This is a genomic window from Paenibacillus oryzisoli (assembly GCF_050467285.1).
GTDB classification, from domain to species: domain Bacteria; phylum Bacillota; class Bacilli; order Paenibacillales; family NBRC-103111; genus Paenibacillus_E; species Paenibacillus_E oryzisoli_A.
On the sequence record NZ_JBCMUN010000034.1, the window covers coordinates 1 to 14,397 of the forward strand.

11 protein-coding genes, 6 tRNA genes and 1 rRNA gene are annotated in these 14,397 nt (G+C 52.8%); 14 read left to right on the plus strand and 4 right to left on the minus strand.

The annotated features are described in order from the left end of the window. Positions 1 to 101 precede the first annotated feature (101 nt). From rrf to ABE504_RS32040, 14 genes are all read left to right on the plus strand, one after another. Positions 102 to 218 (plus strand): 5S ribosomal RNA (gene rrf, locus ABE504_RS31975). A 32-nt stretch (positions 219 to 250) separates the two neighbouring features. After that, positions 251 to 327: transfer RNA gene (locus ABE504_RS31980), tRNA-Met, on the plus strand. A 6-nt stretch (positions 328 to 333) separates the two neighbouring features. Continuing rightward, positions 334 to 409: transfer RNA gene (locus tag ABE504_RS31985), tRNA-Lys, on the plus strand. 32 nt (positions 410 to 441) lie between these two features. Then, a tRNA-Leu gene (locus tag ABE504_RS31990) sits at positions 442 to 524 on the plus strand. Positions 525 to 531: 7 nt separating this feature from the next. After that, positions 532 to 606 (plus strand) — tRNA-Gly (locus ABE504_RS31995). A gap of 6 nt (positions 607 to 612) precedes the next feature. After that, positions 613 to 689 (plus strand) — tRNA-Arg (locus tag ABE504_RS32000). Positions 690 to 712: 23 nt separating this feature from the next. Continuing rightward, positions 713 to 786: transfer RNA gene (locus ABE504_RS32005), tRNA-Pro, on the plus strand. Between the two features lie 122 nt (positions 787 to 908). Then, positions 909 to 2,108, plus strand: coding sequence for an MFS transporter (locus tag ABE504_RS32010; RefSeq protein ID WP_430096662.1), 1,200 nt, complete (start codon positions 909 to 911; stop codon positions 2,106 to 2,108). A 268-nt stretch (positions 2,109 to 2,376) separates the two neighbouring features. Further along, positions 2,377 to 3,429 (plus strand): HD-GYP domain-containing protein, encoded by a 1,053-nt coding sequence (locus tag ABE504_RS32015; RefSeq protein ID WP_430096664.1) that lies wholly within the window; start codon positions 2,377 to 2,379, stop codon positions 3,427 to 3,429. 34 nt (positions 3,430 to 3,463) lie between these two features. After that, positions 3,464 to 4,354: a diguanylate cyclase gene (locus ABE504_RS32020; RefSeq protein WP_430096666.1), complete on the plus strand. Its 891-nt coding sequence runs from the start codon at positions 3,464 to 3,466 to the stop codon at positions 4,352 to 4,354. Between the two features lie 74 nt (positions 4,355 to 4,428). Then, positions 4,429 to 6,195, plus strand: coding sequence for a sensor histidine kinase (locus tag ABE504_RS32025; RefSeq protein ID WP_430096667.1), 1,767 nt, complete (start codon positions 4,429 to 4,431; stop codon positions 6,193 to 6,195). A gap of 3 nt (positions 6,196 to 6,198) precedes the next feature. Next, positions 6,199 to 7,878, plus strand: a complete 1,680-nt coding sequence (locus ABE504_RS32030) for a thiamine pyrophosphate-binding protein (RefSeq protein WP_430096668.1) — start codon at positions 6,199 to 6,201, stop codon at positions 7,876 to 7,878. 455 nt (positions 7,879 to 8,333) lie between these two features. Next, entirely contained in the window at positions 8,334 to 9,212 is an 879-nt protein-coding gene (locus ABE504_RS32035; protein WP_430096670.1) for an aldo/keto reductase, read from the plus strand. A 196-nt stretch (positions 9,213 to 9,408) separates the two neighbouring features. Next, entirely contained in the window at positions 9,409 to 11,421 is a 2,013-nt protein-coding gene (locus tag ABE504_RS32040) for a transglycosylase domain-containing protein (RefSeq protein ID WP_430096671.1), read from the plus strand. Positions 11,422 to 11,491: 70 nt separating this feature from the next. Here ABE504_RS32040 and ABE504_RS32045 read toward each other — a convergent pair whose 3' ends face one another. The 4 genes from ABE504_RS32045 to ABE504_RS32060 all read right to left on the minus strand — a co-directional run bounded on the left by ABE504_RS32045 (position 11,492) and on the right by ABE504_RS32060 (position 14,351). Further along, on the minus strand, positions 11,492 to 11,860 hold the full coding sequence (locus tag ABE504_RS32045; RefSeq protein ID WP_430096673.1) for a VOC family protein: 369 nt from the start codon (positions 11,858 to 11,860) through the stop codon (positions 11,492 to 11,494). A 193-nt stretch (positions 11,861 to 12,053) separates the two neighbouring features. After that, entirely contained in the window at positions 12,054 to 12,935 is an 882-nt protein-coding gene (locus ABE504_RS32050; RefSeq protein WP_430096674.1) for a hypothetical protein, read from the minus strand. A gap of 152 nt (positions 12,936 to 13,087) precedes the next feature. Then, positions 13,088 to 14,005, minus strand: a complete 918-nt coding sequence (hprK, locus tag ABE504_RS32055) for an HPr(Ser) kinase/phosphatase (RefSeq protein WP_430096676.1) — start codon at positions 14,003 to 14,005, stop codon at positions 13,088 to 13,090. 175 nt (positions 14,006 to 14,180) lie between these two features. Then, positions 14,181 to 14,351 carry a hypothetical protein gene (locus ABE504_RS32060; protein WP_164716704.1) on the minus strand — a complete coding sequence of 57 codons (171 nt, stop codon included), beginning with the start codon at positions 14,349 to 14,351 and terminating at the stop codon, positions 14,181 to 14,183. Positions 14,352 to 14,397: the final 46 nt, after the last annotated feature.

Genomic DNA, 14,397 nt, shown 5'->3' on the forward strand with positions numbered 1-14,397 from the left:
CGATGACTTTCTCGGGGCCCAGAACTACAACATAAACCTAAGGTTTGAACAACGTTTCGTATCTAGTTTTCAAGGTGCAAGCCTTGAGAAAAGCAATACTGTTTGGTGATGATGGCGGAGGGGATCCACGCGTTCCCATCTCGAACACGACCGTTAAGCCCTCCAGCGTCGATGGTACTTGAACCGCAGGGTTCTGGGAGAGTAGAACGTTGCCAAGCAGTTCCTTTTATGGGAGCTTATCTAATTTTGACGCGGGGTGGAGCAGCTCGGTAGCTCGTCGGGCTCATAACCCGAAGGCCGCAGGTTCAAATCCTGCCCCCGCAACCAAATTATGAGTCATTAGCTCAGTTGGTAGAGCACCTGACTTTTAATCAGGGTGTCGTAGGTTCGAATCCTACATGACTCACCACTTTACTTCAAGAAGTGAAGTGCCAAGCATGCGCGCGTATGGCGGAATTGGCAGACGCACTAGACTTAGGATCTAGCGGGCGACCGTGGGGGTTCAAGTCCCTCTACGCGCACCAATATTATGCGGAAGTGGCTCAGCGGTAGAGCATCGCCTTGCCAAGGCGAGGGTCGCGGGTTCGATCCCCGTCTTCCGCTCCATAAGATGCGCTCTTAGCTCAGCTGGATAGAGCATTTGACTACGAATCAAAAGGTCGGGAGTTCGAATCTCTCAGAGCGCGCCATTATCTATTCGTTTTTCCCGTATCGGGACGTAGCTCAGCTTGGTAGAGCACCTGCTTTGGGAGCAGGGGGTCGCATGTTCAAATCGTGTCGTCCCGATCAGCAAAGAAGCATAGTTCGGCAGCAATTCGCTGCTGGCCTATGCTTTTTTCGTTTTGACAGGACATGCGCTTTCGATGCATTGGTGTTATAGTAGACAATGGAAAGGAGGCGACTTTCATTTGGAGCTCAATTGGAAGCGGAACTTATTCATTTTATGGATTGGTGCATTTTTTTGTTCGATGGCGTATACGCTATCGGTTCCCTTTATCCCACTTTTCCTGCAAGAGGATTTAGGTATACACAGCGGTGTTGAAGCATGGTCTGGCATTACGTTTTCGGTCAGCTTTCTGGCAAGCGCCTTGATTGCTCCGTATTGGGGCTCGCTGGCGGACAAGTACGGCCGCAAACCGATGCTGATTCGTTCAGGCTTCAGTCTCAGCGTCTGTTATTTTATTAATTATTTTGTTCATGACCCTTACACGTTCATTCTGGTGCGGATTTTACAGGGCTTGATGGCGGGCTACATTCCTTCGTCGCTTGCCCTCATCAGCACGAATACGCCGGAAAAACATGTAGGTTATGCGCTTGGCATCATGTCGACAGCGACGGCAGCCGGCGGTATCCTGGGTCCGCTGGCCGGCGGGATGCTCAGCCACTGGGTAGGCATACGTGAATGCTTCCTCGTGTCAGGCTTTGTCGTGCTCGTATCGGCGGCTATCGCGATGGTCAGTGTCCGGGAGGTTCATCGGAAAAAAGAAGGGGCACGGCAAAGTGTGCGTTTGGACATTCAGCAAGCAGTGAAGAATAGAAGGCTCATGTCGGTGTTTGGACTCACACTGTTGGTGGCCACCTCGATCATGGTGCTGGAACCGCTGCTGACGCTCTATGTGGTCGACATCGGCGGTTCGGCCGAAGGCGCTTCGCTGAGCTCAGGAATTATTTTCTCCGCGGTGGGAGTTGCGACCGTTATTATGGGGTCCCGTTGGGGGCTGATCGGACAAAAGATCGGCTACGACAAAACGCTGCTTATCGGCCTGATCGGTGGCGGCATCGGCAATCTGCTCCAGCTGGCGACGCATAATCTGGTTGCGTTTGGTGTGCTGCGGTTCAGCTACGGCTTGTTTTTCGCCGCTGTTTATCCTGCGCTTAACGCGCTGATCGTCAAAAGCTCCAGCACCGATTTTCGCGGCCGGGCGATGAGTTTGAATCAAACGTCCAATCAGCTAGGTATGATGATCGGTCCGATCATCGGCGGATTCTTAGGCGGCTGGATCGGTATTCATTTTGTCTTTTTGATTACCGGCGTTTCATTGCTTCTGGCAGCCTTATGGCTGCAGGCGAACCGAAGAAAACAAAGGCCGCAGGTTGAGGCCGGCTAGCGGTAGCTTCTTTCAACTAACGACTTATTTCGATAAGAAATAGGTCGTTTTTCTCATTAATCGGATTCCTATAAAAATAGGCAAATTTCGACAGGATATGATTTTAAACATAGTAAAAATAAGGAAATATTTTATCAAATTTTAGTAAATAAAGTATTAATTTACTGGAATTTTTCGTGTATAATAGAGGAGATTCTTCTTATGAAGCAGAAATAATACAGATTAAGATTTCGACAAGCCTTAACTGTGAAGAATAAGAGGGAGATTGATGCAAAATTCATTGTTTTTTAAGAATGTGATAAATGCTGATTCCATTTTTGAATCAATCGGACAATTAAGTGATTTCGCCAAAACCGCTATCGGGTGCGAATCTATTTCTCTATTTCTTATAGAAGAGCCGGGTCAGATCACGCCAACCTCGTATTCGGTGAATATGAGCACGGCCGTGATGGAAGAACTGCAGGAAGTTGTCATTCGTACGGACTATTTTGCCGGGGAAATGGAAGGAACGCCATTCATGCTGGCACAGGCAAACGGCATCGTCAAAGCATGTCTTCTGAAGAGCAAGCTGGCCTGTCTCTACGGCTTTCATATACAGCATGGTCATGCCTATGGCGCATTATTGTTCGCTTTTCAATCGCCAACGTTGTTGTCGGAAGAGCAGCTTCAACTGTGTAAGCTATCGGAGCTGCATATGGAGCAATCGATCCGAAAAATTCAATTTCGTAAGCAAGTGCTGAAACAGCAAGCCTATGAAACTTTATTTAATACACTTCGTGTCAAAGATAGTTTTACGGTCGATCATTGTTATAATGTCGCCTTCTATTCGACGCTTCTGGGAGGCCGAATAGGCCTTAGCGAGGCAGAGCTCGAGCGCCTGAAGCTCGGTGCTTTGCTTCATGATGTCGGCAAGATTGCGATACCTGATCATATATTAAGAAAACCTGATAGACTCACGGAAGCCGAGTTCAACGTTATACGCCAACATCCCGATTACGGCTACGAATTATTAAAAGATTTGCCAGGTGTCGAGCATTTTCTCCCTATGGTACGTTGGCATCATGAGCGGATCGATGGACGAGGCTATCCGGACGGGCTAAGCGGCGATGAAATTCCTCTGCTTGTGCGTATTGTGAGTCTTGCGGATGCGTTTGATGCTATGACGTCTACGAGAGTATACAGAAACTCTTTGCATGTCCATGAGGTGCGGGAACAACTGCAAACCCACGCCGGCAAGCAATTTGACGATAAATTGGTGCCTATCTTCTTGAGGATACTGGATGAACAGATGTACATCAGGAAGGATGGGATAAGATCATGAATATGAAAATAGTAATGAAGGTTGGGATAATCTCATGAATGGACGCATTCTGATCATCGACGATGAACCGCATAATTTAAGTATTTTACGCATCTTTTTAAGTTCGCTGCACTATGAAGTCATCACGATTGAAGATGGACGCGAGGCGCTGAAGAGCGTTAGAGAGACGATGCCGGATCTGATTTTGCTTGATGTGATGATGCCTGAAATTACGGGCTTTGAGATTTGCAAAACGTTGCTGGCCAACCATGAATTCGACATCCCAATCATTTTTCTGTCGGCCAATGCTCAGAAGGAAGATCTCTTGTTCGGCCTGCGTTTGGGGGCAGTCGATTATTTGACAAAGCCGTTTGACCTGGACGTGTTGGAGCGGAAAGTTGAAATCGCGCTTCAGCAAAAGGCGAAGGTTCGAAATCTGGTCAAGGACAACAAGCAATTAGCCAAGCTGGTCTATGTTGATGCCCTGACGGGACTGTACAACCGGGCTTATCTGGACATTATGAGCCGCCAAATGAAGGAAGGCATACGAGTTTTCAAGGCCGCGATGATGGTAGATATGGATTATTTTAAGGACATTAACGATAATTACGGCCATTTGGTTGGCGATCAGGTGCTTCGTGAGGTGGCAGCGATTATTTTGGCGAATATCTCGGCTGAACAGGATTTGGCTTTTCGTTATGGTGGGGATGAATATTTAGTGTTGTTACAGGACGGGGACAACTGCGCGGACATTGCAGATCGCATTATTCGCGCCGTTGATGTGATGAGGGTAAGCCTGGCACCGCAAAAAACAATGAACTTCTCAGTCAGTATCGGTGTGACGAATGACTTTGACCCTACCTCGATCATGCAAGTGATCGCTCAAGCGGATTCTGCGCTGCTCGGGGCGAAAAACAACGGCAGACATCAGATAAAAATGCGATAACGCTTAGGAGTTTAACATAAAAGGATGGGTGAAGCATGGTCATGGAATTGAGAAGTTTTCAGAAGCTGTTTCAAATGACGAAAATCATAAATTCGCAATTTGAAATGTCGGAAATATTGCAGGTGTTCGTCGATGCCATCGCAGGCGAGATTACGCAGGCGGATTTGGTCGGTTTTTTCATTAAGCAGCCGGATGGGACGTTCCAAGGATACAAAGGCAACAAACTGCCGGTCGATATAACGGAGCTGTTAATTGATCCGAAGGAAGACGAATTTGTTCGGGATATTTTAAGAACCCGTTCCAGCGATTACATCTCGGATACGAGCTTGGATCTTCGACTCGACCAGTCTAAGCGGCAACTGCTCAAAATCAAATCCATTCTCGGCATTCCGGTCATCGTGGACGGGGATGTATTCGGTCTCGTATTCGTTCACGACTTCGGGAAACGGATGAATATTACCCAGGAACAGATGGAAGTGACGGAAGCATTCGTCAATATGGCGAGCGTAGCGATCCGGAACATTCGGATGTTCGAGCAGCGCCAGCTTTTGATGGAGAAGCAGCAGCTGTTGCTGGATGCAACAAAAGCTTTGTCGGAGTCGCTGAACGTGAAGGATGTGCTGAACACCTTCTTCCATTACATGCGCAAAGCCAGCGGATCCAAGGATATCGGCATTCATTTGTACAACGAGAAGGAGCATACGATCGAGCCGTACCAGCTCTCCTCCGTCAATGTGACGGTGGACGAATGGCGGTTTAAACACCGGGAAGCGAAACTGACGATTGAAAACGACCGACTGCTGTACGAAGTCATTACGCAGAAAAAGTCGGCGGCGATCGAAGATGTGTACGCGGATCCGCGCCCGAATCATAAAGCTTTTATCGCATTCAATATTAAAAGTATTATGGTGTTCCCGCTGGTGGCGAAGGGCTCTGTTTACGGCGTCATCGCGATTCCATCTATCGGCAAGCCACGCAAATATGAGTCCGATCTGCTAGAGTTCTGCCAGTCGATTGCGGATGCTACGGCGATTGCGCTTTCGAACGCGCAGCATACCGAGAAGCTGGACCATTCCATCATTGAGCGGTCGCTCGAATTGCAGCATGCGAACTTCAAGCTGGAAGGGCTTGTCAGTGAGTTGGAGCATCTGAACGATCTCAAGAGCGATTTTATCGCGACGCTGTCGCATGAGCTTCGTACACCGATTACGGCGGTGAAGGGTTCCGTGGATATTTTAAATAAGGGCATTCTTGGGGAACTGAACGATTCGCAGAAGGACCTGCTCGAAATCGCCAGCAAATCCATTGAGCGCCTGCTCAATCAGGTGAATGAGCTGCTCGATTTTGCCAAAATGGAGAACGGGAAGTTCGAGCTGCAATACACCGAGGCCGATCTCAAAGAGATTATCACAGAGTCTGTGCTAATCGTGCAGTCGCTAATTAACAAAAAGAAATTGAATCTCGTCATCGAGTCGAATGTTGCGGATGGCGCGAATACCCTTGTCCGCGTGGACAGGCAGCGTATTATGCAGATTATGTTGAACTTGCTATCCAATGCGATCAAGTTCACCTCACCGCTGGGGGTCATCACGATCCGAACGAAGATTGAGATTGCCATCGTAACGGTTGAGGTGCAGGACAGTGGAATTGGCATCCCAGTTGAGAAGCAGAAGAACATTTTTACCAAGTTTTATCAAGCTAACAATCAGATCAATGGTACAGGGCTGGGATTGGCCATTTCGAAGCAGCTTATTGAACTGCACGGCGGCCGGATCTGGTTTGAAAGCACGGAGGGCGAAGGCTCTATCTTTAAATTTTCGTTACCGAAAGGGAAGGAGTAGCAAATGCGGGCGATAGAAGTAGGATTGAGGTTTCTTGTGGAGCAGGGAGTGCGGTATGTATTTGGGATACCGGCGGGCTCCATCAATGCTATTTACGACGCCCTCTTGGATATTCCCGAGCTAACACCCATTGTTGCGAAGCATGAGAACAGCTCCGGTTATATGGCGGGCGCGTACACGAGAATTACGGGAATGCCGTCCATTTGTGTGGCGTCAAGCGGTCCAGGGGCGACGAATCTGGTAACGCCGGCGGCCAATGCTTGGAAACAGAAGCTTCCGGTCATTTTTATCACGGGGTCCGTCCCTTCCAGCAAGTTGGGCATGGGCGGAGCTCAGGAGCTTTATGCGGAGCCGATTTTTGCTTCGATTACCAAAATGAGCCGGACGGTGCTGGATCCGCAGCAACTGCCGGAGATATTGGCGGAGGCGTATCACACCGCCATTAGCGGGGTGCCGGGTCCCGTGCACCTCGCCATTCCGATCGATGTCCAGATGACGGACATCGGGGAGCGTGCGCTGCCGGCGCTGGCTGCAGTGACGGCCGTGCCGTTTGATGCGGCGGGCGCAGCAGCCGCAGCAGGGCGCATCCGCGCCGCCGGGGATCGCGGAGCGATCCTGCTCGGCAGCGGCGCTAAAGCCGCAGGCGCGAGCGTGGTTGCGCTCGCGGAGCGGTTAGGCTGGCGCGTGGCGACGACGCCGCGCGGCAAGGGCGGTTTTCCCGAAGACCACCCGCTGTCGCTGGGGGTCTACGGGTTGTCCGCTCATCCGCAGGCGAGCGAGGTTTTGAACGGCAGCGGCCACGATGTGCTGCTGATCGTGGGTTCGACGTTAGGCGAGCTTGCGACCAGTAACTGGGAGCCTCGCCTGGTGGAAGGCCGGACGCTCATCCAGATCGACTATGATGCGGCCGAGCTTGGGAAAGTGTACGACGTGCACTTTCCGGTGTTGGGCGATGTGCGGGATGTCATTCCCGCACTGCTGGAGCAGCTGCCGCCGGTTAGCGGCGCGGCGGCGTGGCAGGAGCTTGCGGCTGCGCGCGCGGAAGCGGCGGCTGCGACGGTGTTGGAGCCGTTGGCTACGGGCAGCGGCGAGGCGGAGGCGTGGAATACGCGCGCAGCGATTCGCCGCTTGAGCGAGATCGCGCCGGGGAACGCGCGATTCTCTTTGGACATTGGCGAGTTCATGACGTACTCGATTCAGAATCTGCTGATCGAACAAGGGCAGTCGTTCGATATCGATATTAATTTCGGCGGCATGGGCTCCGGCATCGGCAGTGCGCTGGGCGCGCAGCTTGCGGAGCCGGAGCGGCCTACGATTTGCGTGACGGGCGACGGCTGCTTCTTCATGCACGGGATGGAAGTGCTGACGGCGAAGGAGTACGATCTGCCGATCGTGTTCGTCGTCATCAACAACGCCCGCCTGGGGATGGTGTACCACGGGCATATGCTGCAGTACAAGCGCTGCCTGGACGATTTTTCGCAGGCGCGTACAAGCATTGCGGGGGTAGCCCAGGCGCTTGGCCTGCGCTATGCCGAAGTCAGCTCGCTGGCGCAGCTGGAAGCGCAGCACATGCAGGCATGGCTTGGCAGCGGCGGGCCAGTCGTCGTGGAAGTCATTGTCGACGGCAATGATATTCCACCGATGGGCGAGCGGGTGAAGTTTTTGCAGGGCGCGACGTATTAGGCGCGCGATAATCAAAGCTGTCGGGTGTGTGGACGAGTGATAGGTCTCGTTAGCGTACCGGACGGCTTTTTTTCATGCGATTGTTCGCTCCCGGGGAGGAACATGTAAATAAGAGTGGTAAACCGCGTCTATGATGGAATTTCTTTCGTAACTTGAGGGAATAGGCGGGGGAAACCGCTTCTATTCGTAGGAGAATCGCCTGTTTTCGGAGGGGATAAGAGCAAATAAGCGTGGTTTGCCGCCTCTATTTGCCGGGCAGCGGGTGAGCGCGGGGAAATAGAGGTAGTTAACCACGCTTATTTGTGGGGGATGTGCGCATGGCGCAACCCCGTTCGTCTGATGCGTAAGGATCTTACTGGTTGGTCAACCGATGGTCAATTTGAAAGTTAGCCGCTGACGTGCTATCGTTGAGACGAAACAGCCTGACAATGATGACTTGGAAGGAGCGCTCGCTCATGTTAAGACGAACTATTGGACGATTGAATCGGGAGACGTCGGTTGTGATGTTTGGAGCTGCAAGTTTGGGGCAGGTCACGCAGCAGGAGGCGGATGCGTCGATCAGATTTGCCCGTGAGCATGGGGTTGACCATTTTGATACGGCGGCGAGCTATGGCGATGCCGAGGTGCGGATGGGGCCGATCATCAGCGGAATTCGGGACGACATTTTCTTGGCGACGAAGACGGGGCAGCGCTCGAAGCAAGGGGCGAAGGAGGAAATTTACCGTTCGCTCGAGCGAATGGGAGTGTCCTCCGTCGATTTGCTGCAGTTGCATGCAGTCGGCAGTATGGACGAGCTTGACCGCTGCACGGAGAAGGGCGGCGCGTTGGAGGCGCTGCTGGAAGCGCAGCAGGAGGGCATCGTGAAAGCGATCGGCATCACCGGTCACGGGCACGAGGCGCCTAAGGTGCATTTGGAGGCGCTGCGGCGGTACCCTTTTGCGACGGTGCTGCTGCCGCTGAATTACTTTATGTACAGCCTGCCGGAGTACCGCGAGGCGTTTGACGCTTTGATGGAAGAGGCAGGGAAGCAGCAAGCGGCAGTTCGTGCGATCAAGGCGATTGCCAAAGCGCCGTGGGCTGTCGGGGCGGAGCGGACGTATGCGACGTGGTACGAGCCTTTTGACGAGCAGCGGGTGATCGACGCTTGTGTGCAGTTTATTTTGTCATTCCCGGGCTTAAGCGGGTTTGCGACGGCGGGGGACATTCACCTGTTCCCGAAAATCGTGGATAGCGTCGAGCGGTTCGGCGATATGGGCGCGGAGGAAGCGCAGCGGATTTTGAGCAGCATTCCGGGCTACACGACGGTGTTTGGCGCACCGACTTCAATTGCATAGATAGGATGAGGAATCCCTTTGGCATGTTTCTTGTGCTGAAGGGATTTTTTGTTAAGCGTATCAGAAAGTATATCCTCGAAGTGGCTCTATGCGATCAGTAAACGCTTTCGTCCTTAAAAGGACGGTGAAGCCGTTTATCTTTGGACATTAAGACGGACTGGACTCCGAATACCTATAGAGGTTAGGAGGAGTTTGTATGTCAAAGTGGAAACGTTGGGGGCTGCTTGTCTGCGGGATGGTGTTGCTCGGGGCGCTTGGCGGTGGGCTGACGAGCTATGCCTATGTGCACAAGCTGGATGTCTCCCTGCTGGATCAGCCGCTGCCGGAGGCGACGCATATTTTAGATAAAAACGGGGTGGACATCTACCAGTTGTCGGGTTCGCGGATTGATGCCGCCCGATTGGCCGATATGCCGAAGGTGCTGACGGATGCGGTGGTTGCGGTGGAGGATCGGCGCTTCTATGAGCACAAAGGCGTTGATTTGAAGTCAATTACGCGGGCAGTGGCGCGGGATGTGCTGCGGGGCAGCTACTCGGAGGGCGGCAGTACGATTACGCAGCAGTTGGCGAAAAACTTGTTTTTAACTTCGGATAAAACGTTGGGGCGCAAGCTGAAGGAAGCCGCTTATGCGATCAAAATGGAGACGGACTACAGCAAGGATGAGATTCTGGAGATGTATCTGAACCGGATCTATTTCGGTGAGGGGAGTTGGGGCGTGGGGGCCGCGGCGAAAACGTATTTTAATAAAAATGTGAAAGACCTCACGCTCCCGGAGGCTGCGGTGCTGGCGGCATTGCCGAAGGCGCCGAGCCATTATTCGCCTTTTCAGAATGAGGAGCAGGCGTTGGAGCGGCGAAATACGGTGCTGAAGCTGATGGCGGACGAAGGCAAAATCACGGCGGAGGCTTACGCGCAAGCGGTCGCTGCCCCGCTTGGGACGGTCAAGCAGGCGGCTGACGACAGCAGAGAGCGCTATCGATCTTATGTGGATGCTGTTATCGACGAGGCTGTGCGACTGTACGGCTTTACGGAGGAGCAGTTGCTCACTGGGGGCATGCGCATTACGACCGAGTTGGATGTGTCCGTGCAGCAGGCGGTGGCGGAGGTGTACCGGGATGATAGTTTATTCCCGGCTGGTCAGCCGGACCAGTTGATCCAAAGCGGAGCGGTCATTCTCGATCAAAAGACCGGCGGCATTCGGGCCATTGCCGGCGGGCGCGGCGAAAGTGTGTTCCGCGGGTTCAGCCATGCAACGCAGCTCAAGCGGCAGCCGGGTTCGTCGTTCAAGCCGATTGCGGTGTACGGCCCTGCACTGGAGATGGGTTACAAGCCTGGTACGATGCTGTATGACGGACCGCTGAATATTGAGGGCTACCAGCCGCAGGACTGGGATCATCAAACCCGCGGGCAAGTGTCGATGCAGGAGGCCATTATCTCCTCCTGGAATATTCCGGCGGTGTGGCTGCTGAAGGAGATCGGCATTGACAAAGGGCTGAGCTTCGCGAAGTCTGTCGGGATCTCGCTCCCGGCCGGCGACCGCCAGCTCGGAACCGCGCTCGGCGGACTGTCCGAAGGCGTATCACCGCTGCAGATGGCGCAGGGGTTCAGCGCTTTTGCGGCGAAGGGCGTGCTGCATCCGGCGCATACGATCGCGAAAATCGAGACCAGCGACGGTCATCCGCTGATCGCGTACAAGGAGGCGGGCACACCGGTCATGAAGCCGGAGACGGCGTATGCGATGACGTCGATGCTCCAGCAGGCGGTCGCGCGGGGCACGGGAAAGAATGCGGCCATGAACCGGCCGGTTGCGGGCAAATCCGGGACGACGCAGCTGCCGGACACGAAGGAGTTTGAGGGTGCCGGCAGCGGCAGCGCCAAGGATGCGTGGTTCGTCGGCTATACGCCAGAGCTGACGGGTGCCGTGTGGGTCGGCTACGATAAGACGGATAGCGGCCATTATTTGACCACGTCAGGCGGGGCGGTCCCAGCGGTGGTGTTTCGGGAAATCATGAGCAGGGCTTTGGCGAAGGTGCCTGCGGTGCTGTTTGATATGCCGATTCCGGCGGCGGATGATCCAGTGAAGCCGGGGAACCCGGCAAATTCGGCGGGTGGACCGCAGCAAGATCTGCTGAGGAACGGGGAGAAGAGTCAGCCGAAGGGGCAGGAGAAAGCGCGAGCGAAGGAGCGTGAGCGGGGGAAGGAGAGGTGACCAAAGGAAAACCGCCCTATATGGGCGGTCCAATGGGATTCCCAGCGGCACATTTTCATTGCCAATAGTTTTATTTGTTTACAATCATGATCCTGTTACCATCAAAATCATCAAAAACAAAAAATGAAGTATCTCCGAATGAAACGATATCCCTTACTTTTCCGCCTGCACGAGTGACCACCAAGCGAGCATCCTCAAGATTATCAGCCTTAAACGAAAACAATGGGTGTTTACACGGTACGAAATCTTCTTCTAAGTTACTATCTAGAACAATATTGGGGGAATTAATATCCAAATTATAGAGGCTGCCGTAAGGTTCAGGTTTTAAGGGCAACCCCAAAATTATGCTGTAAAATTTCACTGCCCTATCCATATTACTTACTGGGACAAAAACGAAATGTATAGAGTGTTCAATAACGGGCTTTGCTTCCTGAACCATAATTGTATTCCTCCCAATATTCGTGTGATAGTTATACCACATTTTACCACATTGGCGAAGTTCTGGTGTAAGAATCTCGCTGACAATTACGGTACGATAGGGGAATCCGTACAAAGAGGTCACGATATGAGCTTAGATAATAAAAAGCATCGCCCACATTGTGAATGGGCGATGCTTTTGTTATGCGGGAAGCTTAGTCCCTGCCATCATGTTTCTCGTGCTTCTGCTTGTCAGATCCGCGGCCTTGATGCGAATCGCGGTCCGCATTTGGGGATTTTGGCGGGTTTGGCGCCTTGTACGCGCTCGCCTTTAGGTTGACATTCAGCTTGCGGGCATCCATGTGGTACTGGGTTGCTAGCTTCTGAGCCAGTATTTGCTTGGCATTCGGGTCGGAGAGATCCAATGCGCCGAGCAGGTTGGCACACCATTCGCGTGCATCGTCGCCTGTCAGATGAAATTTGCCTGCTTGCGGTGCTTGGATGGTCAGATCCCACTGTGCATCCTTCGTTCGGCCGATATGGATGTTAAAATGCTCTCCTTTCACATCCAGCTCCACATCATCTGCTTGTTGATCTTCCTTGTCAGGCTGCTTGCCTGTGGTTGGCGTGGTCGGTGCCGGCGTTGGCGCTGCTGTTGAAGCGGATGCCGTTGCTTCTGCCGTCGGCGAAGTTGTTGGTGTGGCTGGTGTGGCGGTTGCTGACGGTGCAGACGGTGCCGGTGCAGCTTCGGAACTCGAAGTCGGTATTGCGCTTGCTTCTGCGGTCGCTTTGATGTAAGCGGCTTGGTTTTTATTGTTCATGAACACTTCAACGCGATCGCCTGCTGCCAGGTCGGCCAGTTTGGCAGACTGTTCATTGCGGTACACCCATACCGATTGAGCTACCGTGAAGTTGCGATCGCCGGCTTCCGTATGTACAGTCAGGGAATGGTCAGTTAAAGCTTGCAGCGTGCCGGTTACTGCCGTTGCAGCGGTCGTTTCGGACGAAGTTGCGGCATAGGCGCTTAAGCCGCACAGCAGCATGGCGACGGCGGCCAGGCTAAGCAGGACGAGCTTTATGCGTTTTTTATTCATCATAGAAAAACACCTCCACTCACAGCTTTCGGCTGTAAGGGAGGTTTTGGGACGGTCTGCGAGTAGAATGGCGACGCGGAAAGCGCGTGACGACAGGCCGCAAGTGTGCGGACAGAGTGATTTTGGGAGGGCATTTCTGATTTAAATTCGCTGCATTAATCGTTCGAATTATTCATCAGACGCTGCATAAAATCCTCCGCTGCCCGGTAGCCTTGCTGACGCAAGTACCAGTTGTTGGCGGCGGCTTCCACAAGTCCGGCGACGTCGCGTCCCGGTTGGAGCTGAATCTCGATATGCGGGACTTGAATATCCATATAATCTGTAAAACGGGGCTCCAACTCCAAATCGTTGTTGAGCGCGTTCTCCTGCCACTTCGTCAGCTCGATGTCGAGGACGATGCGCGTTTCGTCTTGAAATGCCTTGCGGCCGTACAGGCGGGACACGTTGATCAGTCCGATGCTGCGAAGCGCGAGAAATTCTTTGGTCTTGCCGTTGTGCGTGCCGAGCAACGTCTCGGGGCTGATTTTCTTCAGCACGACGATGTCGTCGGCGACGAGGCGGTGACCCCGGCGAATGAGGGTGTGAGCGGTTTCACTTTTGCCTACGCCGGATTTGCCGCGGAGCAGGATGCCGATACCGGAAACATTGACGCACACGCCATGGATCGCGATCTCTTCAGCCAGCGATTTGCTCAAATACAAGTCGACCAAATCCTGAAATTTGCTGGTCGGTGCGGAGGTTCGCAGGAGCGGGATCTTTTCCTCTTCGCAATATTTTTTCAAATATTTCAGGCCTTCCTGGCTCCGGGTGACGACAAAGCAGGGCGGATGGTACTTGACGATGTTGCCGATATGCAAATTGCGCTCGTTCTCGGAGAGCTTGTGCAGATACGTGATCTCCTTGCGGCCGAGAAGCTGGACATGCGCCTGCGGGAAAAAGTCGAAATAACCGACAAATTCGAGGCCGGGGCGGTGCGCTTTTGTTTTGGTGATGGGACGGTGCAGCTCGGAATGACCGGTAAGCACTTCGAGCGAGAAGCGCTCGACGAGATCTTTGACAGTGACGGATTTCACGAGGGAATCCTCCTTACAAGAAATGTACACTTGAACTATTCGTGTTCGGGTGGGGGCAATCCTGCTAGAGGCGCGCGGGGAAATGTGAGATGGCGATGAACGAAAAAAAAGCCCCATGCAGTCGTCTGCATGGAGCGAAGGTAGGCTTGACTCTCATCTTGTATGTAAAAGCAGCCTATCTGTGCAAGCCGCATTTTTTGGCGAGTGTTGGCCATGTCGAAAGGAACATGTTTTCCCACCGGTCTTCAGGTAAAATTGAAATCCATCTTGCAATTTGATCCAAGCCCATTTCTTGGAGCGTGTGGAGCACTTCTTCTTTTTCCGTTCCGGTTTTTAATGCTAACATCTCAAAACCACCTCAATCGAATAGTTTCAAACAATTATGCATATGC

Coding starts and splice junctions, on each gene's coding strand:
- ABE504_RS32035 (WP_430096670.1), top strand. CDS start 8,334: ATGTTAAGACGAACTATTGGACGATTGAATCGGGAGACGTCGGTTGTG.
- ABE504_RS32015 (WP_430096664.1), top strand. CDS start 2,377: ATGCAAAATTCATTGTTTTTTAAGAATGTGATAAATGCTGATTCCATT.
- ABE504_RS32025 (WP_430096667.1), top strand. CDS start 4,429: ATGACGAAAATCATAAATTCGCAATTTGAAATGTCGGAAATATTGCAG.
- ABE504_RS32045 (WP_430096673.1), bottom strand. CDS start 11,860: ATGGTTCAGGAAGCAAAGCCCGTTATTGAACACTCTATACATTTCGTT.
- ABE504_RS32040 (WP_430096671.1), top strand. CDS start 9,409: ATGTCAAAGTGGAAACGTTGGGGGCTGCTTGTCTGCGGGATGGTGTTG.
- ABE504_RS32020 (WP_430096666.1), top strand. CDS start 3,464: ATGAATGGACGCATTCTGATCATCGACGATGAACCGCATAATTTAAGT.
- ABE504_RS32030 (WP_430096668.1), top strand. CDS start 6,199: ATGCGGGCGATAGAAGTAGGATTGAGGTTTCTTGTGGAGCAGGGAGTG.
- ABE504_RS32060 (WP_164716704.1), bottom strand. CDS start 14,351: ATGTTAGCATTAAAAACCGGAACGGAAAAAGAAGAAGTGCTCCACACG.
- ABE504_RS32050 (WP_430096674.1), bottom strand. CDS start 12,935: ATGATGAATAAAAAACGCATAAAGCTCGTCCTGCTTAGCCTGGCCGCC.